This window comes from Novosphingobium decolorationis (assembly GCF_018417475.1).
GTDB lineage: Bacteria > Pseudomonadota > Alphaproteobacteria > Sphingomonadales > Sphingomonadaceae > Novosphingobium > Novosphingobium decolorationis.
Map to the genome: position 1 here is coordinate 694,828 of NZ_CP054856.1, position 19,509 is coordinate 714,336.

The 19,509-nt window shown below is 64.7% G+C and carries 21 protein-coding genes; 7 read left to right on the plus strand and 14 right to left on the minus strand.

Features of this window, described 5'->3' with window-relative positions:
- Window positions 1-27: 27 nt before the first annotated feature.
- A complete protein-coding gene (gene rpmF / locus HT578_RS03140; RefSeq protein WP_013833797.1) occupies window positions 28-207 on the minus strand; it encodes a 50S ribosomal protein L32 in 180 nt (59 codons plus the stop codon).
- A 163-nt stretch (window positions 208-370) separates the two neighbouring features.
- Between rpmF and HT578_RS03145 the strand changes: the two genes are divergently transcribed.
- Window positions 371-763, plus strand: a complete 393-nt coding sequence (locus HT578_RS03145) for an MAPEG family protein (protein ID WP_213502146.1) — start codon at window positions 371-373, stop codon at window positions 761-763.
- Between the two features lie 26 nt (window positions 764-789).
- Here HT578_RS03145 and HT578_RS03150 read toward each other — a convergent pair whose 3' ends face one another.
- On the minus strand, window positions 790-1,470 hold the full coding sequence (locus HT578_RS03150; protein WP_277884190.1) for an MBL fold metallo-hydrolase: 681 nt from the start codon (window positions 1,468-1,470) through the stop codon (window positions 790-792).
- Window positions 1,471-1,538: 68 nt separating this feature from the next.
- Window positions 1,539-2,183 carry a S24 family peptidase gene (locus HT578_RS03155; protein WP_213502147.1) on the minus strand — a complete coding sequence of 215 codons (645 nt, stop codon included), beginning with the start codon at window positions 2,181-2,183 and terminating at the stop codon, window positions 1,539-1,541.
- Window positions 2,184-2,286: 103 nt separating this feature from the next.
- Here HT578_RS03155 and HT578_RS03160 point away from each other — a divergent pair, with 103 nt between their 5' ends.
- Both HT578_RS03160 and HT578_RS03165 read left to right on the plus strand, forming a co-directional pair.
- Window positions 2,287-2,487 (plus strand): hypothetical protein, encoded by a 201-nt coding sequence (locus HT578_RS03160; protein WP_039393190.1) that lies wholly within the window; start codon window positions 2,287-2,289, stop codon window positions 2,485-2,487.
- A complete protein-coding gene (locus HT578_RS03165; protein ID WP_239026463.1) occupies window positions 2,477-2,860 on the plus strand; it encodes a hypothetical protein in 384 nt (127 codons plus the stop codon). Before HT578_RS03160 ends, HT578_RS03165 begins: the two co-directional genes overlap by 11 nt.
- Window positions 2,861-2,872: 12 nt before the next feature.
- On the opposite strand, the gene HT578_RS03170 is transcribed toward HT578_RS03165, so the two are convergent.
- The 9 genes from HT578_RS03170 to HT578_RS03210 form a co-directional block, all read right to left on the minus strand.
- On the minus strand, window positions 2,873-4,546 hold the full coding sequence (locus tag HT578_RS03170; RefSeq protein WP_213502148.1) for an acetolactate synthase large subunit: 1,674 nt from the start codon (window positions 4,544-4,546) through the stop codon (window positions 2,873-2,875).
- A gap of 118 nt (window positions 4,547-4,664) precedes the next feature.
- Entirely contained in the window at window positions 4,665-5,615 is a 951-nt protein-coding gene (locus HT578_RS03175) for a D-2-hydroxyacid dehydrogenase (RefSeq protein WP_213502149.1), read from the minus strand.
- A gap of 263 nt (window positions 5,616-5,878) precedes the next feature.
- Entirely contained in the window at window positions 5,879-7,330 is a 1,452-nt protein-coding gene (cysS, locus tag HT578_RS03180) for a cysteine--tRNA ligase (RefSeq protein ID WP_213502150.1), read from the minus strand.
- Between the two features lie 93 nt (window positions 7,331-7,423).
- Window positions 7,424-7,996, minus strand: coding sequence for a DUF2846 domain-containing protein (locus HT578_RS03185; RefSeq protein ID WP_213502151.1), 573 nt, complete (start codon window positions 7,994-7,996; stop codon window positions 7,424-7,426).
- A gap of 6 nt (window positions 7,997-8,002) precedes the next feature.
- Window positions 8,003-8,545, minus strand: coding sequence for a hypothetical protein (locus HT578_RS03190; protein ID WP_213502152.1), 543 nt, complete (start codon window positions 8,543-8,545; stop codon window positions 8,003-8,005).
- Window positions 8,546-8,762: 217 nt separating this feature from the next.
- Window positions 8,763-9,668: an EamA family transporter gene (locus HT578_RS03195; RefSeq protein WP_213502153.1), complete on the minus strand. Its 906-nt coding sequence runs from the start codon at window positions 9,666-9,668 to the stop codon at window positions 8,763-8,765.
- A gap of 25 nt (window positions 9,669-9,693) precedes the next feature.
- A complete protein-coding gene (locus HT578_RS03200) occupies window positions 9,694-10,356 on the minus strand; it encodes a nitroreductase (RefSeq protein ID WP_213502154.1) in 663 nt (220 codons plus the stop codon).
- Complete coding sequence (gene cobT, locus HT578_RS03205; RefSeq protein ID WP_213502155.1) at window positions 10,353-12,176, minus strand: cobaltochelatase subunit CobT; 1,824 nt, start codon at window positions 12,174-12,176, stop codon at window positions 10,353-10,355. The genes HT578_RS03200 and cobT overlap by 4 nt, the downstream gene beginning before the upstream one ends.
- Before the next feature lie 231 nt (window positions 12,177-12,407).
- Window positions 12,408-12,677 (minus strand): hypothetical protein, encoded by a 270-nt coding sequence (locus HT578_RS03210; RefSeq protein WP_039393177.1) that lies wholly within the window; start codon window positions 12,675-12,677, stop codon window positions 12,408-12,410.
- A gap of 135 nt (window positions 12,678-12,812) precedes the next feature.
- On the opposite strand from HT578_RS03210, the gene HT578_RS03215 reads away from it, so the two are divergent.
- Complete coding sequence (locus tag HT578_RS03215; protein WP_213502156.1) at window positions 12,813-13,007, plus strand: hypothetical protein; 195 nt, start codon at window positions 12,813-12,815, stop codon at window positions 13,005-13,007.
- A gap of 16 nt (window positions 13,008-13,023) precedes the next feature.
- Here the strand turns inward: HT578_RS03215 and fsa are convergent, their stop codons facing one another.
- Both fsa and HT578_RS03225 read right to left on the minus strand, forming a co-directional pair.
- On the minus strand, window positions 13,024-13,674 hold the full coding sequence (fsa, locus tag HT578_RS03220) for a fructose-6-phosphate aldolase (protein WP_039393175.1): 651 nt from the start codon (window positions 13,672-13,674) through the stop codon (window positions 13,024-13,026).
- A gap of 182 nt (window positions 13,675-13,856) precedes the next feature.
- A complete protein-coding gene (locus HT578_RS03225) occupies window positions 13,857-14,585 on the minus strand; it encodes a DUF4197 family protein (RefSeq protein WP_213502157.1) in 729 nt (242 codons plus the stop codon).
- A gap of 48 nt (window positions 14,586-14,633) precedes the next feature.
- On the opposite strand from HT578_RS03225, the gene HT578_RS03230 reads away from it, so the two are divergent.
- From HT578_RS03230 to atpA, 3 genes are all read left to right on the plus strand, one after another.
- Complete coding sequence (locus HT578_RS03230) at window positions 14,634-16,811, plus strand: primosomal protein N' (RefSeq protein ID WP_213502158.1); 2,178 nt, start codon at window positions 14,634-14,636, stop codon at window positions 16,809-16,811.
- A gap of 540 nt (window positions 16,812-17,351) precedes the next feature.
- Window positions 17,352-17,906: a F0F1 ATP synthase subunit delta gene (locus HT578_RS03235; protein ID WP_039393171.1), complete on the plus strand. Its 555-nt coding sequence runs from the start codon at window positions 17,352-17,354 to the stop codon at window positions 17,904-17,906.
- Between the two features lie 14 nt (window positions 17,907-17,920).
- Entirely contained in the window at window positions 17,921-19,450 is a 1,530-nt protein-coding gene (atpA, locus tag HT578_RS03240; protein WP_213502159.1) for a F0F1 ATP synthase subunit alpha, read from the plus strand.
- Window positions 19,451-19,509 lie beyond the last annotated feature (59 nt).

Here is a 19,509-nt window from a genome sequence, read left to right on the forward strand (position 1 = left end):
GGCAATCTCCGAACTTCGTGCGAGGTCTTAGATTTCGACCGCGACGATCTCACGGCCGTTGTAGTGACCACAAGCGTTGCAGAGGTTGTGCGGGCGCTTCAGCTCACCACAGTTCGGGCACTCGTGAAAGGCCTCGACCTTGAGCGCGTCATGGCTGCGACGCATGCCCCGGCGGGACGGGGTGGTTTTTCTTTTGGGGACTGCCATCTCGGCACCTGTTCCTGGAAATGCGTTAATGTAAAAAAGGCCGCCAGGGCCCGTACTCGGACCGGCGGCTTGCGAAGGCGGGCCTATACCCGATTTCTGGAGAGTTGCAAGCCGTTCCTCACCCCATCACAAACTAACGGGCTTCACGAGAGAGCAAAACACCATGATCCTGCCTACAACACTGTGTCTTGCCGCGACTGCAGTACTGATCAACCTCTGGCTTGGCGCCCGGATCGGCAAGATGCGCGGTCAGGAAAAGATCCTCCACGGGGACGGCGACAATCCGCGCCTGATGCAGCGCATGCGCGCCCAGGCGAACTTCATCGAGAACGCCCCCTTCCTGCTGATCCTGGCCGGTGCCATCGAGATTTCCGGCAAGGGCGGCATCTGGCTCCCCCTTGCCGGAGCGCTCTTCATGGTCGCGCGCGTGTGCCATGGCCTAGGCATGGACCGCAGCGACATCAACGCCTTGCGCGCCGGCGGCTTCGGGATCGGCCTCCTCGTCACGCTGGGCCTGGCCGTTGTCGCTGTCCTGATCGCTCTACGCCTGTTCTGAGCGAGCTGCGCCCTCAGCGCATCGGCTCAACTCATCGGAAGACCGCGCTCGAGCGCCTTGTCGCTGACGTAAGGATTGGTCCGGCGCTCGTCCCCGAAGGTGCTGACAGGCCCGTGCCCTGGCACGAAGGTCACGTCATCGCCCAGCGGCCAGAGCCGCTGCGTGATCGAGTTGACCAGGTCCTCCAGATTGCCGCGCGGAAAGTCCCAGCGCCCGATCCCGTTCTGGAAAAGGACGTCGCCCACCATCGCAAAACGGCTCGGCGCGTGGTGGAACACGACATGGCCGGGCGTGTGGCCAGGACAATGGACGACATCGAGCTCCAGGTCCCCGACCGTCACCGTATCGCCGTGCTCCAGCCAGCGATCGGGCTCGAAGGTGTGCGCCTCCATGTTCCAGCGTAGCCCGTCATCGTCCAGCTGGGCAATCCAGAAACGGTCTTCCTCGTGCGGCCCTTCGATAGGCACGCCCATCTCCTTGGCGAGCACACCCGCCTGGCCACAGTGGTCGAGATGACCATGCGTGATCAGGATCTTCTCCAGGGTAACGCCGGTCTGCTCCAGCGCCTGCTTGAGCTTGGGCAATTCCCCACCCGGATCGACAAGCGCGCCACGCATGGTCTTGGTGCACCAAAGGAGCGAGCAGTTCTGCTGGAGCGGAGTGACAGGGATGATGCCCACACGCATGGGCTGGCTTGGTTCGGTCATGCTCCGGGACATGACTCCGGCCCGCGGCGAATGCAACCACGCGATCTGCTGCAGCGGCGAACCAGCCGCTAGATCCGCCCGCCCTTCCAGACCACGCGCCCGACAACCGCGACATCTTCGGGACGGCACTCGATCACGCCATAGGCCGGATTGTCGCTGCGCAGGGCTACAACGCCCGGCCGACCGGTCTCGACGCGCTTGACCAGAAGAGTTCCATCCACGCGCACGACGTGGATACCATCGCGCAAGCCGCGCTGCCCCTGATCGACCAGGATCTCGTCGCCATCGCGCAAGGTCGGCTCCATCGAATCGCCAAGGACGGCGATCATCGCGAGGTTTCCGGGCTGCAACCCCATGGCCCGGAGCCAACGCATGGAAAAACGGACCGAATCGAACGCGGCATCCTGCGAATCGAGAGCCCCCGACCCCGCCGACGCGTCCAGCACGAGCCGGGGAATTTCCACCCACTCCGACGAACTCCCTCCAGAACCGGAGGAAATATCCTCTGGCTTACCGAGCTCTTCCTCGGCCACCCGAAAGAACCGGGCCAGGGCACCGCGGTCGGTCTCCTCAAGCTTCTTGGGGCTGCCCTTACGTACGAATTGCTGGAGATAGCTGGGGTTCTTCCCCAGCATTCGCGACAGCGCGGACAAGCTCACCCCGCGCGCATCGGCGAGCTCCAACAGGCGACTTCGGATAGGATCGCTTACCATAATGTAATCCGTACACGAAGGAAATTTCCTAGACAAGTAGGATTTGAGTTGGAACATAAGATGAACATTGGCTCAACCAATGAAGGAAAGGAAAATCCGCCTCATGTTGATTCGCGAGATCGAGCGCTTCCTGAGCGCTACCAAGATGTCCCGCACCCGCTTTGGCAGGCTCGTCGCCCGCGACCCCCGCTTCGTGGAAGACCTGCGCAACGGACGCGAACCGCGCGCAGCCATGACCCACCGGGTCGAAGGCTTCATGTCCGGCTATCGCGCCGCCAACGGGGAGACCGCCCATGCACGTTGATCTTGCCCTCCACGCCGGGACCAAGGCGCACGATACTGCCGCCCCGCGCCCCCGCCCGCAGCGCGGCCCCTGGCTGCAGATCGTCACCCAGATCCTGCAACTGGCAGGGCCACGCGCCGAATTCCTGCGCCACTGTGAGCGCCCCTGGTCGAGCGCGACCTTCGCCGGCGCACGCCATACGGTTGCGCTGACCTTTCAGGGGAGCGAGGCGATCGAGGACGGGGAGCAGTTCATCGAAGCCCTTGCCGACCATGAATTCGTGATCCCCGGACACCTCGTCGCCGATGCAGCCCTGCGCGGAACCGATCACGTCAACGGCGCGCCGCCCCGCCTTTCGGTGGAGATCGAAATCCTCCTCCTCGACGACATCTAGGTCCCGGCGCCCTCAGAGCGCCCGGGAAAGGTCCTTGATCTCGGTATTGAGGATATGGTCGTTTTCCGAGTAATCGACCGGACAGTCGATCAGATGGACGCCCGGCGTGTCCCGACAATGCTCCAGCAATTCGCGCAAGTGCCCCGCACTCTCGGCCCGGTATCCGTTGGCCCCATAGCTCTGCGCGTACTGGACGAAGTCGGGATTGCCGTAGGTCAGTCCGAAATCGTCAAAGCCCATGTTCGCCTGCTTCCAGCGAATCATGCCATAGGCATTGTCGTTCAGCACCAGCACGGTCAGGTTGAGCTTGAGACGCACCGCCGTCTCGAGTTCCTGGCTGTTCATCATGAACCCGCCATCGCCGCATACGGCCATGACCTTGCGCTCAGGGTAGACCATGGCGCTGGCCATGGCCGAGGGGAGCCCTGCCCCCATCGAGGCGAGCGCGTTATCAAGCAGCACCGTGTTGGGCTGGTAGGCGGTGTAGCCGCGCGCAAACCAGATCTTGTAGATGCCGTTGTCGAGACACACGATGCCGTCCTCGGGCATGACATCGCGCACTTCGCGCACAAGATGCGGCGGAAAGACCGGGAAGCGCGCGTCCGACGCCAGCCCGGCAGTATGCTCGACTTCGGCCTCGCGGTAGCGCAGCATCGCCGAGAAATCCCACTTGGAGGACGGCCGGATCGCCTCCTTGATCTGCCACATGGCGTTGGCGATATCGCCGATCACCTCGATATGCGGGAAATAGACAGGGTCGACTTCGGCGGTCTGGGTCGAGACGTGAATGACTTTGCGTTCCTGGCAGGCGGAATCGTTGTGCATGAAGAACGGCGGCTTCTCGATCACGTCGTGACCGATATTGACGATGCAGTCCGCGTCCTCGATCGCGCGGTGGACGAAGTCGCCCGCCGAAAGCGCCGCGCAGCCCAGGAACTTGGGGTGGCGCTCGTCTATCACACCCTTGCCCAGCTGCGTCGTCAGGAAGGGAATGCCGGTCTTCTCGACGAATTCGCTCAGCATCTTGCTGGTCATCTTGCGGTTGGCGCCCGCGCCGATGACCAGAAGCGGCTTGCGCGCCGTCTCCAACGCCTCGCAGGCCTGACGGATCGATTTCACGTCCGCCGAGGGTCGGCGCACCACTGAACCTGCGACCGGGCGCGAGAGCGTGCGCTCATCCGCGATATCTTCAGGCAGTTCGATATGGCAGGCACCCGGCTTTTCCTCTTCCGCGAGTCGAAACGCCTCGCGCACGCGGCTCGGGATATTGTCGGCCGAGGCCATCTGGTGCGCGTACTTGGTGATCGGGTGCATGAGCGCGACCACATCGAGAATCTGGAAGCGCCCCTGCTTGGACTTCTTGATCGGCTTCTGGCCGGTGATCATCACCATCGGCATGCCGCCCAGCTGCGCATAGGCCGCCGCGGTCACGAGGTTCGTGGCGCCCGGCCCCAGCGTAGAAAGGCACACGCCCGCCTTGCCGGTATGGCGCCCGTAGGTCGCCGCCATAAAGCCGGCGCCCTGTTCATGGCGCGTGAGGATCAGCCGGATCGAGCCCGAGCGCGAGAGCGAATCGAGAAAATCGAGGTTTTCCTCACCCGGCACGCCGAAGACGTATTCGACCCCTTCGTTTTCCAGACACTGCACGAACAGGTCCGAAGCCTTGGTCGTATCCGTTTCCGCCATGTAAGGGTCCTCCTTCTCGATCCACCTAGGTATGCGCCGCAGGTTGCCCGGATGGGCGCGACCTTGCAAACGGGCACCTTGTCCTACCAACGGCCCGGCACAAAGTTCCGTTCCGGCCTCAGTAGCCTCGGTCGAAATCGACCCGGTGGACGAGGTCCTCGCCCGCCTGGAACCGGCGCAGATTCTCCAGAAAACGCAGGGAAGCCCGGCGCAGCAGACTGCTCTGGGCAAGCCCCGAGCAGTGCATCGACATCTCCACGTTCGGACAGTCCCAGAGCGGATGATCGGCCGGCAGGGGCTCCGGGTTGGTCACATCGAGGTAGGCACCGCCCAGGTGCCCCGAACGCAGCGCCTCGAGCAAGGCGTCCTGATCCAGCACTTCCCCGCGTGCCACATTCACAAGCGCAGCGCCTTTCTTCATCGCCGCGAGTTCGTCCTTGCCGAACATGCCGACCGTCTCCGGCGTCGAAGGCACGATCAGCACGACCCAGTCGAACTCGCCCAGCCGCGCGCGCCATTCGTCCTGCCCCAGATCACCGCCCTGCGGCGTCCGCCGGGCCATCGTGACCTGCGCGTCGAAGGCTTCCAGCAGCGTGCGGATACGCTGACCGATCTCGCCCGCGCCGATCACCAGCACCCGAGCGTCGAGAAGCTCACCCGTCCCCGGTGCCTCATCCAGCCATTCGTGGCGCGCCTGGCTGTCGCGTATCTGCCCCCACTTCTTGTTGTACGAGAGCATGCCCAGGAGCGCGAACTCGGCCACGCTGTGCGCGTGCAGCCCGGCGCCATTGGTGAGCGCGATGCCGTTCGCCCGAAACGAGGCAAGCGGCAGCCAATCGACGCCCGAGGACATGACGCTGCACCATTGCAGGACGTTGGCACCTTCCAGCGCCTTGGCCAGCACGGCATCGGCCGAATCGCGGATGAGGTAATCGGGCCAGACCACCTCCACATCGCTCAGCTTTGCGGCGAACTCCTCATCGTTCTCGTACCAGACCGGCTCGACACCCTCAGGCATCTGTCCGTCGAGAAAGGGGCGAAAGTTGGCATGAACAAGAGCGCGGGTCACAGGCTATTCCTCGAAAGCGTCGGAAATCAAACGGCGTTTCAAGAGATAACGGACGCAATTGCGTTCAGGTTCAATCGTCTTTTTTGCACGCGCCATGCGCCGAGACTACGGCGCCGATACAGGAAGGTCCTGATGCCCCCAGTATGAGCGACCTCAAGCCACCCCGCTCCGATGGCGCGCGCAAGGTATGGGGAGCCCGAGGGCGGTGCCCCTCGGAACTATCCTTTTCTTCTAGCGCCCTTTCCTGAGCGGACGCTCTGAATTCAGCCGAGCTTCCATTCCCAGCCGAGCGGGTCACCATCCATGACCTCGACGCCCTTGCCGGCCAGTTCGTCGCGCAGCGCATCGGAGGTCGCGAAGTCCTTGTTCGCGCGGGCGTCCTTGCGCTGCACAAGCGTCTCCTCGATCTCCTCTTCAGAGATTTCGGCGGTCAGCGGACGAAGGCGCAGGTCCGCCCGGCCTGTCTCGAACAGACCAAGACCGAAGACCTGGTCCATCATTTCAACGACAGCGCGTTTGGCGGCCGGATCGACCTTCTTGGCTGCAAGGACGTCCTCCAGCGCGGTCAGCGCGATGGGGGTGTTGAGGTCCTCGGCCAGCGCCTTCTCGAACGTCGCGATCATCGGGGCGAGCTTGGGGTGTGCGGGTGTCCCCGCCTCGATGTCCTTCAGGCGCTCTGCCGCCATGATCATGCGCTTCAGGCGGGTGAGCGCGGCGGAGAGACCATCCCACGAGAACTCCAGCTCCGAGCGGTAGTGCGCCTGAAGGCACATCATGCGGTAGCCAAGCGGGTGGTAGCCCTTGTCGATGAGCAGCTGCAGGCGCAGGAATTCGCCCGAAGACTTGCTCATCTTGCCCGAACGCTCGACGAGGAAGTTGTTGTGCATCCACACCTTCGCGCCCGAGTTTCCGGGCACGTCGAGGCCGCCTGCACAGCAGAACGCCTGGTTCTGGGCAATCTCGTTGGGGTGGTGGATCTCGCGGTGGTCGATGCCGCCGGTGTGGATGTCGAAGGGAAAGCCCAGCAGCTTGCCCGACATGACCGAGCATTCCAGGTGCCAGCCCGGTGCGCCCGGCCCCCACGGCGAATCCCACTCCATCTGGCGCTTCTCGCCCGCCGGGGTCTTGCGCCAGATCGCGAAGTCGGCCGCGTTGCGCTTGCCCTGGACCGCCTCGATGCGGCCCTCGCCCTCTTCGGTGACCGCGCGGGCAAGCCGCCCGTAATCGGCCACGGTGGAGACGTCGAAATAGAGACCGCTTTCCAGCTCGTAGCAGTGCCTGGGGGCGATCTCCTTGGCGAAGTCGATCATCTGCTCGACGTAGTCGGTGGCGATCGACCAGTGCGCGGGCTGGCGGATGTTGAGCGCCTTGATGTCGTCCCAGTAGGCCTGCGTGTAGTGGCGCGCGATGTCCCAGATCGACTGCGCCTTTTGCGCGGCCATCTTCTCCATCTTGTCCTCGCCATCGTCGCCATCATCGGTGAGATGGCCGACGTCGGTGATATTGATGACGTGGGTGAGCTTGAGGCCCCGGTGGCTCAGCGTCCGGCCCAGGATGTCGGCAAAGACATAGGCGCGCATGTTGCCGATGTGGGGGTAGTTGTAGACCGTCGGCCCGCAAGTGTAGACCCGCGCCTCGCCCTCGTGGACAGGCTGGAAGGGTTCCATCTGGCGGGTCAGGCTGTTGAACAGCGTCAGCTCGGGAAGATCGGTCATGCCCGCGGCATTAGGCAGGCCGCGCCAAAGGTCAAGGCGCCTCGGAGGAAGGATCGGGAGGAAGCGTGCCCCCTCCCGTCCGCACGTACTCGTTCAGGCCGCCGGAGCACCATCCTCCTCATCGGCGGGCTCGTCCGCAATCGGCGCGCCATCTTCGATCGCTGCGCCCGCCGCGCCTGAAAGGGCAAATTCGACCTCGTCGGGACGCAGGGCGCCGGGGCCTGGTCCCATGTCGTCGGCATCGACGAGGCGATCGGTCCTGGACTTCACGAACTCGGCCTGGGTCGAGGGCCGCAGATCCGGACGCCCCGCCATGAAGCCCATCTTGATCCGGCACATCGCGTACTGGGTTTCATCGGGCTCGACCTCGAGTGCGAGCACGTCCTTGGCCTCGCTTTTCACGGTGTATTCGTGACGCCCCGGCTCGGTCACGAGGATGAAGTAGCGCCCTGCCCCCAGCGAGCTGATCTTCTCGCCGTTCTCGTTGACCGAGCAGCCCATGGCCGCCCCCATGATCGTGCCGGTGCGGTAGAAGACAATCTGCCCCTTACCGGCAGGCGGCGCCGGGATTGCGACAGGATCCGCTTCGCTGGCGGCCAGTGCGGGTTGTGCGCACAGCGCAAGCCCGAGCCCGGCCAGGACCGACCATTTTGCCTCACTCTTCATTGGTGTCTACCCTTCGTAAACGGCCGCATCCGGATTGGATGTCGGCAAAAGGTCTTGGTCCTCCGGGATCGGCGCGGGCGGTTCGAAGCGCACCGCGATCTTCGCCGTGGCGCGGGTCCCTGCGGGATAGAGCACATTGCGTCCGCGTATCGCGAAGCCGACGAGCCCGATCGGGACGGGTGCCAATGCCGCCCCCGCGTTGATCGCGTTCACGGTTGCAACAGCCCCCTGCCCGGCCAGCGCGACATGCATCGAACGCAGCCGCAGCCGTGTTCCGCAGGCCTCCAGCCAGCGCGCCGCCAGGACCAGTTCGCCCGGAGTTCCGCTGCCCCCGGACTTCTTCGCATGGACAACTTCGCCTTCGCCCGTGCTTCCTGCAGGCAGCACCTCGTGCCCATCGACGACGACAGGTTCGGCAAGACGGATCGGAAATGTGTCGAGCGACCGGCTCACCGCGCTACCCAGATCGACAAGGGTTTCGACCACGATCGGCGTCAAGGCCGGAATGGCGTGCCGGCATGCCGGCGCGGCATTCGTGGAAGACGGCACCGGGGGTGCCTCCTGAGCCGCGCATGGAAACGGCGCCAACACACCCGCGCCAAGGCACACAAGCACACTCTGGCGCATGTGTCGCTCTCCCAAGAATCTCCGGACCTGATATCCGGCTTAACCTTGCTTATGTGCCGATTTACAGAGTTTGCAACGTCCAAAATGCAGCCCCGCGCAGGCGCTGTTCAGGTTGTCTTTCGGGTCGCGCGCGCGCCGCTCAGGCGTGGGCAATCATCAACACGCAGACCCCCAGCGTGATGAGCACGAAGCCTGTCCATTCGCGGCTGGTGAGCCAGCGCCCCGACATGTAGCGCGAGACCAGGGCCACGATCGGCATCTCGATCAGCGCCAGCGTGCGCACGTTGGCCGCCATCGTCAGCGAGAAGGCGATGAACCAGCCCGCAGAGGCCAGTGCGCCCAGCGCGCCCGCAGGCACACTGAGGCGCCATTCGCGCAAGGAATGGGTGAAGGCCTTGGCATCGCGAAAGACGAACCAAAGCGCCATCACTCCGCTCTGAATCGCCAGTGACGTTACCAGCATGAGCAGGCTGCGCATGAGGAAGGTGCCCTCCCCCACCGCTTCGATCGAAGCGCGAAAGCAGATGGCGGTGAGGCCAAACAGCGCGCCGCTGACCACGCCGACGACAAGCGACTTCCAGTCCGCCAGATCCTCGGCGCCGTCGCCGGGCTTGAGCGAGGCCAGGACGACGCCGATGGTCACCACCAGCACCGCCAGCCAGCCCAGCGCGGGCAGACGATCCCCGATGAGGACGAGGCCGAGGACCGCCACGGTCGCGGGCTCGGTCTTGATGTAGGCATAGGCAACGCCGAAGTCCCGGCGGGACATGACGACCAGCATCAGCGCGGTCGCGGCAATCTGTGTGACCCCGCCCAGCGCCGCCCAGCCCCACGAGGCGGGCGGTATGGGGGGCAGGTCCTGGCCGGTAATCCCGACAAGCACGGCCAGGAACAGCACTGCGAACGGCAGGCCGAAGACGAAGCGCACCTGGGTGCCTCCGGCCGTACCGATCCGTCCCGTCAGACGGGACTGGAAGGCGTTGCGAAAGACCTGCGCGAGCGCGGCCGCCAGGGTGAAGGGCACCCACAGGAAGGTAGACGTCATGCGCGCAGGCTCTCGCAGGCCGGGATCAGAAGCCCGCGAAGCGGACCTGATCCTCAAGCGGCGTGCGGGTCCGCTCGAACTGGTTGACCGGATCGGAACGGTCGCCGTACCCGATGGCAAGGCCGCAGAAGAGGATGTGCGTCTCATCGCTCACCCCGATGTGATCCTTGATGAGGCGGCCGAAGTCGCTCATCCATTCCTGCGGGCAGGAATCGAGGCCCTCTTCGCGCAGCAGCAGCATGATCGTCTGCAGCCACATGCCCACGTCCGACCACTGCGGCGCAGCGTGCAGACGCTCCATGTAGATGAGCATCAGGACCGGCGCGCCGAACGAGACCTTGTTGGCCTCCACAAAGCGGTTGCGGCTTTCCTTGTCGTCCCGCGCAATGCCCATCGCGCCGTACATCTGCGCGCCCAGTTCCTGAAGGCGGGGCAGATAACGCTCCGACTTCTGCGGTTCGGAGTAGCTGTACTCGATCGGGTCCTGGCGCTCGGCGGGCAGGAGCCTGGCCTGCAGGGCCTTGAGCGGCTCGCCGGTCAGAACGGTGGCTTCCCAGGGCTGGAAGTTGCAGCCCGAGGGCGCCATGCGCGCCTTGTCGAGAACCCGGGTCAGGACGTCGAGCGGCACCTTCTCGTCCGTGTAGGCGCGGATCGAGCGGCGGCTGGCGACAGCCTCGGTAACATTCATGCTTTCTTTTCTTCCTCGAACAGGCCGGCCAACTGCTCGATCATGGTGCCGCCCAGCTGTTCGGCGTCCATGATCGTGACGGCGCGGCGGTAGTAGCGGGTCACGTCGTGCCCGATGCCGATGGCGACCAGCTGCACCGGCGACTTGCCCTCGATCCACTCGATCACCCGGCGCAGGTGCGCCTCCAGGTACCCGGCGGAATTGACCGAAAGGGTGGAATCGTCGACCGGCGCGCCATCGGAAATCACCATCAGGATACGGCGATCCTCGGGGCGGGCGAGCAGGCGTTCGTGCGCCCAGAGCAGCGCCTCGCCGTCGATGTTCTCCTTGAGCAGCCCCTCGCGCATCATCAGGCCCAGGTTCTTGCGCGCTCGGCGCCAGGGCTCGTCGGCCTTCTTGTAGACGATGTGGCGAAGGTCGTTGAGACGGCCGGGGTGCGCGGGCTTTCCGTTGGCCAGCCAGTGCTCGCGGCTCTGGCCGCCCTTCCAGGCGCGCGTGGTGAAGCCCAGGATCTCGACCTTGACCCCGCAGCGCTCGAGCGTGCGGGCCATGACGTCCGCGCTGATCGCGGCAATCGAGATCGGGCGTCCGCGCATCGAGCCCGAATTGTCGAGCAGCAGGGTCACGACCGTGTCCTTGAACTCGACGTCGCGTTCGACCTTGTAGGAGAGCGACGAGCCGGGCGAGACAACAACGCGGGCAAGCCGCGCGGCGTCGAGCATGCCCTCTTCCTGGTCGAAGTCCCAGGAACGGTTCTGCTGCGCCATCAGGCGGCGCTGCATGCGATTGGCAAGCCGGGTGACGACGCCCTGGAGGCCCTTCAGCTGCGCATCGAGATAGGCGCGCAGGCGGGTGAGTTCATCCTCGTCGCACAGGTCCGCCGCGCTCACGACCTCGTCGAAGGCCTCGGTGAAGACCTCGTAGTCGAAATCGGCGGGAATGTCGGTCCACTGGCGGTTGGGACGCACGGGCATCATGCCCTCTTCGCCCTCGTCGCCTTCCTGGCCTTCTTCCATGTCGTCGGAGGCATCGCCCTCGGCGTCGCTCTCGCCCTCGTTCTCGCCCATCTGGGGCTCGGCGGCCATTTCGGAAGGCTGGGGCTCCTGGCCGGCATCCTCGCCGTCCTGCTGCTCCTCGGTCTCCTCGTCGCCGTCGAGGTCGTCGTTGTCCTCGGGCGGCATGTCGGTCGGCTCCATGCGCGTCAGCTCCAGATGCTGGAGCATGTCGAGCGAGAGTGACTGGAAGGCCCGCTGGTCCTCCACCGAATTGGCAAGCGCCTCGAAATCGGAGGCGGCACGGCTTTCGATCCAGGTGCGCACCATGTCGACACCGGGACGTGCGACCTCGGGAATGTCCTGGCCGGTCAGCCGCTCGCGCAGGAGCAGCGAGAGCGCCGAGGCAATCGGCACTTCGTCGGGCGCTTCGGCGCGGGCGATGGGATCGGTCGCGATGCGCGCTTCAAGCGCGCTGTCGAGGTTGGCGCGCATGCCCTCATAAGCGTTGCTGCCAATGGCTTCGTAGCGCACCGCCTCGACCGCGTCATAGCAGGCCCGCGCGATGGGTTCGCTCGGCGCCTCGCGCATGTGGGACTTGGCGTTGTGGTAGCGCAGGCGCAGCGAAAGGCGATCCGCCTCGCCGCGCGCCTTCATCGCGGCATCGCGCGGCACTTGGCGACCTGGCATCGGAATGCGGAAAAGGCTGCCCGAGGAACTGGCGGTATCGGCAGTCCAGTTCACCTCGATCTCGTTGTCCTGCGCGATGGCGCGCGAGGCTACGGCAAGGGCGGTCTTGAAGCGGTCGGCTGGAGATTCGTCGGACATGGCGATGACAGCTAGCGCATACGGCCCCGAGCCTCAAACAGGTTCGCCATGCCAACGACTTGGACAAGGAAACAGGCTGAGATCGAGAGCCATGATCCAAAGCCGGAAATCGATCGGACAAGGATGCAAGAGCCGGGAACGCGCAGGAGCGTCCCGGCCCGTCTCAGCCCGCGGTCACTGGCCTCCCAACGGGATGTCGGGAGATCCAGGCCGCGCGGCGAAGCGCTCGCCTCAGAGCGACTTGTCGCCCGATGCCTTCCAGCGCAGACGATCGCTCGCGTCGATCACCTCGCCGCCATTGGCCGTGAGCTTGTCGAAATCGGCGAAAGCCTTTTCGATGGCCTCGCGCTTTTCCAGGATCAAGGCGGCCACGCCGCTGGTCAACCCGCCCTCGTCGCCCACGCGACCAAGTATGGCGGCAATATCGGCGACAACAGCCGTCGATGGAGAAGTATGAAGATGCCCACGGTCATCAACGTAGGCCTCGATTGTTCGCGCCATTGAACTCTCCTCACCTGACGGCGCATCTCGCCGCCCCGCCCCTTGATCGATGCGAATCAACCAAAGGTGTGCAGGCAGGATACCACAGCTTGAGGCCGCAGGAATCGGGGATACTGAGGAGAAACCCGTTCAGGAATGGAGCAGTTCGGCAGGGAAAAACCAAAAGCGCCCGAATTCAGAATTTTAACGATTTCGGAGCGCCCGCGCCTGTTGCAAAAGCAACACACCTACACACGAACAAAACTATTCCCCAAAATAAAACGCCGCCGCACCGTATTAAAACGCGTGCAGCGGCGTATTCATATTACCTATCGCCTTCGCGAGAAGTAATCATCAAGTCAAAACATCAGATCGATTGGCCGGTCTTCGCCCAATCGGCGAGGAAGCCTTCAATGCCCTTTTCGGTCAGAACGTGCTTGAACAGGTTCTTGATGACCGACGGCGGCATGGTCGCGACGTCCGCACCGATCTTGGCGCACTGCAGCAGGTGGATCGGGTGACGGATCGAGGCGGCGAGGATCTCGGTCTCGAAGGCATAGTTGTCATAGATGAGACGGATGTCTTCGATCAGCTGGATGCCGTCGAAGCCGTTGTCATCATGACGGCCGATGAAGGGCGAGATGAACGAGGCGCCCGCCTTGGCGGCGAGCAGCGCCTGGTTGGCCGAGAAGCACAGCGTGACGTTGACCATCGTGCCTTCGCTGCTGAGCGCCTTGCAGGTCTTGAGACCGTCGACGGTGAGCGGCACCTTGATGCACACGTTGTCGGCGATCTTGCGCAGGATTTCGGCCTCGCGCATCATGCCTGCGTGGTCGAGGGCGACGACTTCGGCGCTGACCGGACCATCGACGAGTTCGCAGATTTCCTTGGTGACTTCCATGAAGTCGCGGCCCGACTTGGCGATCAGCGAAGGGTTGGTGGTAACGCCATCGAGGAGGCCGGTGTCGGCCATTTCCTTGATGTCGGCGATTTCGGCGGTGTCGACGAAGAACTTCATGGCGGGTTCCTGAACTGATTGAAGCTGGGGGGACGACCCCGGTGCGGGCCGGATGCGAATCTGGCGCCCCTATAGGCGCAGCTTTCGCATCGGACCAGACTCTGCCGAACCGGGCGGCGGAAGGTGCCCGCCGGCGACCTTCCCGGCCACCTGGCGGGCGCCTTCCGCCACGCGAGACCGGGTCACGCGTCGCCGAAGGCCGCTATCAGCAGGGGATCGCCACTCGCCTCGGGATCGCGGCGCAGGCTCGCCTCCTGGACGCCGACTTCATACCAGATCGCGTTGTCCGCCTCGACGGCCATGGCCGCGGCCGCTTGTGCGAGAGTGACCTCCGGCAGGGATTTCACGACCTTCACCGTGTACGAATCGTCGTGTTTCTTCAGGATTTCGACAAGAATGGGCGTCATCGCCTCGATCAGTCCCATCCCGACCTGCGCGCGCAAGTAGGACGTCGCGGCCGTGAACGAACCGTTGAGGATCTCATCCGTGTCGGGGACCTCCAGCTTCGCGATCGGCGCGCGTGCGCGCGGCGCCACTTCGCGAACAGCCTCCTCGGCGAGACGGTTCTGCTCGTACATGAGCGCGCTCTTCTGCGTTTCGCTGAGGCTTGGCTGCGACTTGAAGAGGTCTGGCAGACCAACCCGAGCGACAGAGCTGTTCCAGAAGCCTTCCGACTTCGTCAGGATCTCTATAGCTTCCTTGGCCGCCGCGGCCAGCAGATGGCGCACGACATCGGCCCGCTGATCCGCAGCTACGACCGCCGCCCGCGCGCCTTGACTTCCCAGCAGGCCACCTCCCAGCACAGACAGCGCGACCAGAGCAGCGCCGCCCGCCAGCACATCGCGCCGGTTCAGGCCTTTCGCCGCACCGCATGCCGCCGCGCTCTTGGACTGCATTCCCCAACTACGCATCACCCACTCCTTTCCGAGCCTCACTTCAAGTGCCTATATGCACGGGCAATGCTCCGTGTTCGACTCCTAGTTTTCAATGCCGCGCTTGGCGTTCTCGATTACCGCGTGCCCGAAGGGGTGCAGGTCGAACTCGGCGCCATCGTGATTGCGCCGCTGGGGCCGCGCCAGATCCTGGGCATTGCCTGGGAGCCCGAGCGGCTGGAAGCCCAGGACGTGCCCGAGTCCAAGCTGCGCCCAATCCTCGAAGTCCTGCCCGTCCCTCCACTCAAGGCCGAACTGCGCCGCCTGATCGAGTGGACGGCCGACTATTACTGCGCGCCGCTCTCTGCGGTCGCGCGCATGGCGCTGGGCTCGATGGCGGCGCTGCGCGGGGGCGGTACGACCACCGAGTACCGCCTGACCGGCGTGGAACCCAAGCGCCTCACCCCCCAGCGCGCCGCGGCAATGGATGCGCTGCACGGCGAGCAGGCCTCGATCCGCGAACTCGCGGAACTCGCTTCGGTGTCCGAGGGGGTCCTGCGCGGCATGGTCGGCGCGGGCCTGCTCGAGGCAATCACGGTCGATCTCGACAAGCCCTACCCGCCCGCCAACCCACAGCACAACGCGCCGACGCTCAGCGAGGACCAGCGCAAGGCTGCGGACAGGTTCGTGGACGCCGTGAAGGCCAACCAGTTCACGCCCTTCCTCCTCGACGGGGTTACCGGCTCGGGCAAGACCGAGACCTATTTCGAAGCGGTCGCCGCGGCCATCGAGGACGGCAAGCAGGTCCTTGTCCTTCTCCCCGAAATCGCGCTCACCGAGAACTTCCTGCGCCGCTTCGAGGAACGCTTTGGCGTTGCTCCGATCCAGTGGCACTCCTCCCTGAAGGCCAGCGAACGCCGCCGCGCCTGGCGCGCCATCGTCAAGGGCGCGGCCAATGGCGGCGCGCAGGTCATCGTGGGCGCCCGCTCGGCGCTGTTCCTGCCTTATGCGCATCTTGGCCTCATCATCGTCGATGAGGCCCACGAGGTCTCCTTCAAGCAGGACGAGGGCGTGCGCTACAACGCGCGCGATGTCGCCGTCATCCGCGCGCGCTACGAAAAGGCACCGATCATCCTTGCGAGCGCGACCCCGGCCCTGGAATCGATGCAGCTGGCCGAAGCGGGCATCTACACCAAGATCGAACTCCCGGCCCGCTTCGGCGGCGCGCAGCTGCCCGACATCCAGATCCTCGACTTGCGCAAGGACGTGCCCGACAAGGGCCGCTGGATCGCCAAGCCCCTCGTCGCGCAGATGCAGGCGCGGCTGGAGCGCGGCGAACAATCGCTGCTGTTCCTCAACCGGCGCGGCTATGCCCCCCTCACCTTGTGCCGCAACTGCGGCCACCGCTTCCAGTGCAGCCACTGTACCGCCTGGCTGGTCGAGCACCGCTTCAGCCAGCGCCTCGCCTGCCACCATTGCGGCCACGAGGAACCCGTACCCGACGCGTGTCCGGAATGCAGCGCGAAGGATTGCCTCGTCGCCTGCGGCCCCGGCGTCGAACGCATTGCCGACGAGGTCGCCGAGATCTTCCCCGAAGCGCGCGTCGCCCTGATTACCTCGGACACGATGAACAGCCCCGAGGCCATCGCCGAATTCGTGGCCAAGGCCGAGAACAAGGCCATCGACGTGATCGTGGGCACCCAGCTGGTGACCAAAGGCTACCACTTCCCGGACCTGACACTGGTCGGCGTGATCGATGCGGACCTTGGCCTGGAAGGCGGCGACCTGCGCGCGGCCGAGCGCACCTACCAGCAGGTCGCCCAGGTCGCGGGGCGTGCCGGACGCGGCGAGAAGCCGGGCGAAGTGCTCATCCAGACGCGCCACCCCGAAGCACCCGTCATCGCCGCGCTTGCAGCCGGTGACCGTGACGCCTTCTACGATGCCGAGACCGAAGCCCGCCGCGACGCGGGCGCGCCGCCCTTCGGCCGCTGGGCTGCGATCATCGTCTCCTCGGAGGACATGGCCGAAGCCCGCGATGCGGCCCGCGCCATCGGCGGCACCGCGCCCGACCTACCCGACATGCTCGTACTGGGCCCTGCCCCCGCGCCGCTCTCGCTCCTGCGCGGGCGGCATCGCTTTCGACTTCTGATCAATGCGCGCCGTTCGGCCCAGCTCCAGAAGATCGTGCGCGCCTGGCTCGGACCGCTCGACTTTCCCAAGGGAGTGCGCGTCCACGTCGACGTCGACCCCTACAGCTTCGTCTGAGCGGCAGGGCAACTCTCCGACGGACGAACAGGTCACGAATTTGCAGACCGAATGAACGCACCCCACCGCCCCACGCGCTCCAGGTCTCCACGTTCATCTCGTATTCACCCGATTCCCCGAGCAACCCGGACCGCACCCCAGACGAAAGGATAATGTTGCCAGCTGCGAAGTTGCGCGCCGCGCGCTGCAATTTGCAACTTGCGGCACGCCCGCCCCACCAAACCGGCAACGAAATTCAGAAGGCCTGACGACGAATTGGCACGCACCACCGTGTAATTCCCTAGAATTTCCAGATCACTGAGCGCCCTCCCCGCGGTAATTGGATATCGCCCTCACGCAGGACTGCACCGACTACTGTGAACGTTACCCTTTGGCAGCGACTGCGGCTAAGTTCCCACATCAACGTGGGCTCGTGTGCCGGGGTGCCTTGCATAGTCGCATTATCGTCGCTATGCGCGCCCCGTCTGCAGGCCGGGGGGACGTGCACAACAGGTTCCCCGTTCAGTGCCTCAGCCCACCCGATGTAAGGATAGGACACGCGTGGAGAACTCCGGCGGAATCAAGGCCAGCTTGCAAGGACGGTACGCTTCGGCGCTGTTCGAACTTGCCAGCGAAAACGGCACCGTAACGACAGTCGAAAGCGACCTCGACAAGACCGCTCAGGCGATTGCCGAGAACGAGGACCTCGCCGGCCTGATTCGGAATCCCGAAGTCAGCCGCAAGGATGCCGCCAAGGCGATGAACGCCGTGGCCGACATCCTGGGCCTGTCCCCGGTAAGCAAGAACTTCCTGGGCGTGCTGGCGGACAACCGTCGCCTCTCGGCCCTGCCCGAAATCATCCGGGCCTTCAGCGCGATTGCCGCTGCGCAGCGCGGCGAGGCAACGGCCGAAGTCACTTCGGCCCATGCGCTCGACGACCTGCAGGTCGAGCAGCTTCGCCAGAAGCTGGAAGCGCGTGAAGGCCGCAACGTAAAAATCAAGACGAGCGTCGATCCGGACCTTCTTGGCGGCCTTGTCGTCACGATCGGTTCGAAGCGTATTGACAGCTCGATCCGCACCCGTCTCAATTCGCTCGCCCAGGCCATGAAGGGCTGAAGAAAGGCATTAGAATGGATATCCGCGCAGCAGAAATCTCGAAGGTCATCAAGGACCAGATTGCCAACTTCGGCACCGAAGCTCAGGTTTCGGAAGTGGGCAAGGTGCTCTCCGTCGGTGACGGTATTGCCCGCATTCATGGCCTCGACCAGTGCCAGGCTGGCGAAATGGTCGAATTCGCCAACGGCGTGCAGGGCATGGCGCTCAACCTCGAAGCCGACAACGTCGGCGTCGTGATCTTCGGCTCGGACGCCGAGATCAAGGAAGGCGACACCGTCAAGCGCACCGGCACCATCGTCGACGTGCCGACCGGCAAGGGCCTGCTCGGCCGCGTCGTCGACGCACTTGGCAACCCGATCGATGGCAAGGGCCCGATCATGTACACCGAGCGCCGCCGCGTGGAATCGAAGGCTCCGGGCATCATCCCGCGCAAGTCGGTGCACGAGCCCGTGCAGACCGGCCTCAAGGCCATCGACGCCCTCGTTCCCGTCGGCCGTGGCCAGCGTGAGCTGATCATCGGTGACCGTCAGACCGGCAAGACCGCCGTCGCCATCGACACCTTCATCAACCAGAAGGGTCCGAACCAGAGCGACGACGAGAACAAGAAGCTCTACTGCATCTACGTCGCCGTCGGCCAGAAGCGCTCGACCGTCGCGCAGATCGTCCGTCAGCTCGAAGAGAACGGCGCGATGGAATACTCCATCGTCATCGCCGCGACCGCTTCGGAGCCGGCTCCGCTGCAGTACCTCGCGCCCTACACCGGTGCCGCGATGGGTGAGTTCTTCCGCGACAACGGCATGCACGCCGTGATCGTGTACGACGACCTTTCCAAGCAGGCCGTTGCCTACCGTCAGATGTCGCTGCTCCTTCGCCGCCCCCCGGGCCGCGAAGCCTATCCCGGCGACGTGTTCTATCTCCACAGCCGTCTCCTCGAGCGCGCTGCGAAGATGAGCGACGAGATGGGTGCCGGCTCGCTGACCGCGCTGCCGATCATCGAAACCCAGGCGGGCGACGTCTCGGCCTACATTCCGACCAACGTGATCTCGATCACCGACGGCCAGATCTTCCTTGAAACCGGCCTGTTCTACCAGGGCGTGCGTCCGGCCATCAACGTCGGCCTGTCGGTCAGCCGCGTCGGCGGTTCGGCCCAGACCAAGGCGATGAAGAAGGTTGCCGGCTCGATCAAGCTCGAGCTCGCGCAGTACCGCGAAATGGCGGCCTTCGCGCAGTTCGGCTCGGACCTCGACGCCTCGACCCAGAAGCTCCTCAATCGCGGTGCGCGCCTGACCGAGCTGCTCAAGCAGCCCCAGTTCTCGCCGCTCCCGTTCGAAGAGCAGACCGTGTCGATCTTCGCGGGCACCAACGGCTACCTCGACAGCGTCGCTGTCGGCGACGTCGTGCGCTACGAAGCCGAGATGCTCAGCTTCATGCGTTCGGAGCACGCCGAGGTTCTGGCCGAGATCCGCGAGAGCAAGAAGTTCGAGGGCGAGGTGAAGGACAAGACCGTCGCCGCGCTCGACAAGTTCGCCAAGACCTTCGCGTAAGCCCTGCGTCGCCCCGGTGAAAGCCGGGGCCGCACCCGGCACGACGCAAGTCCTGCCGC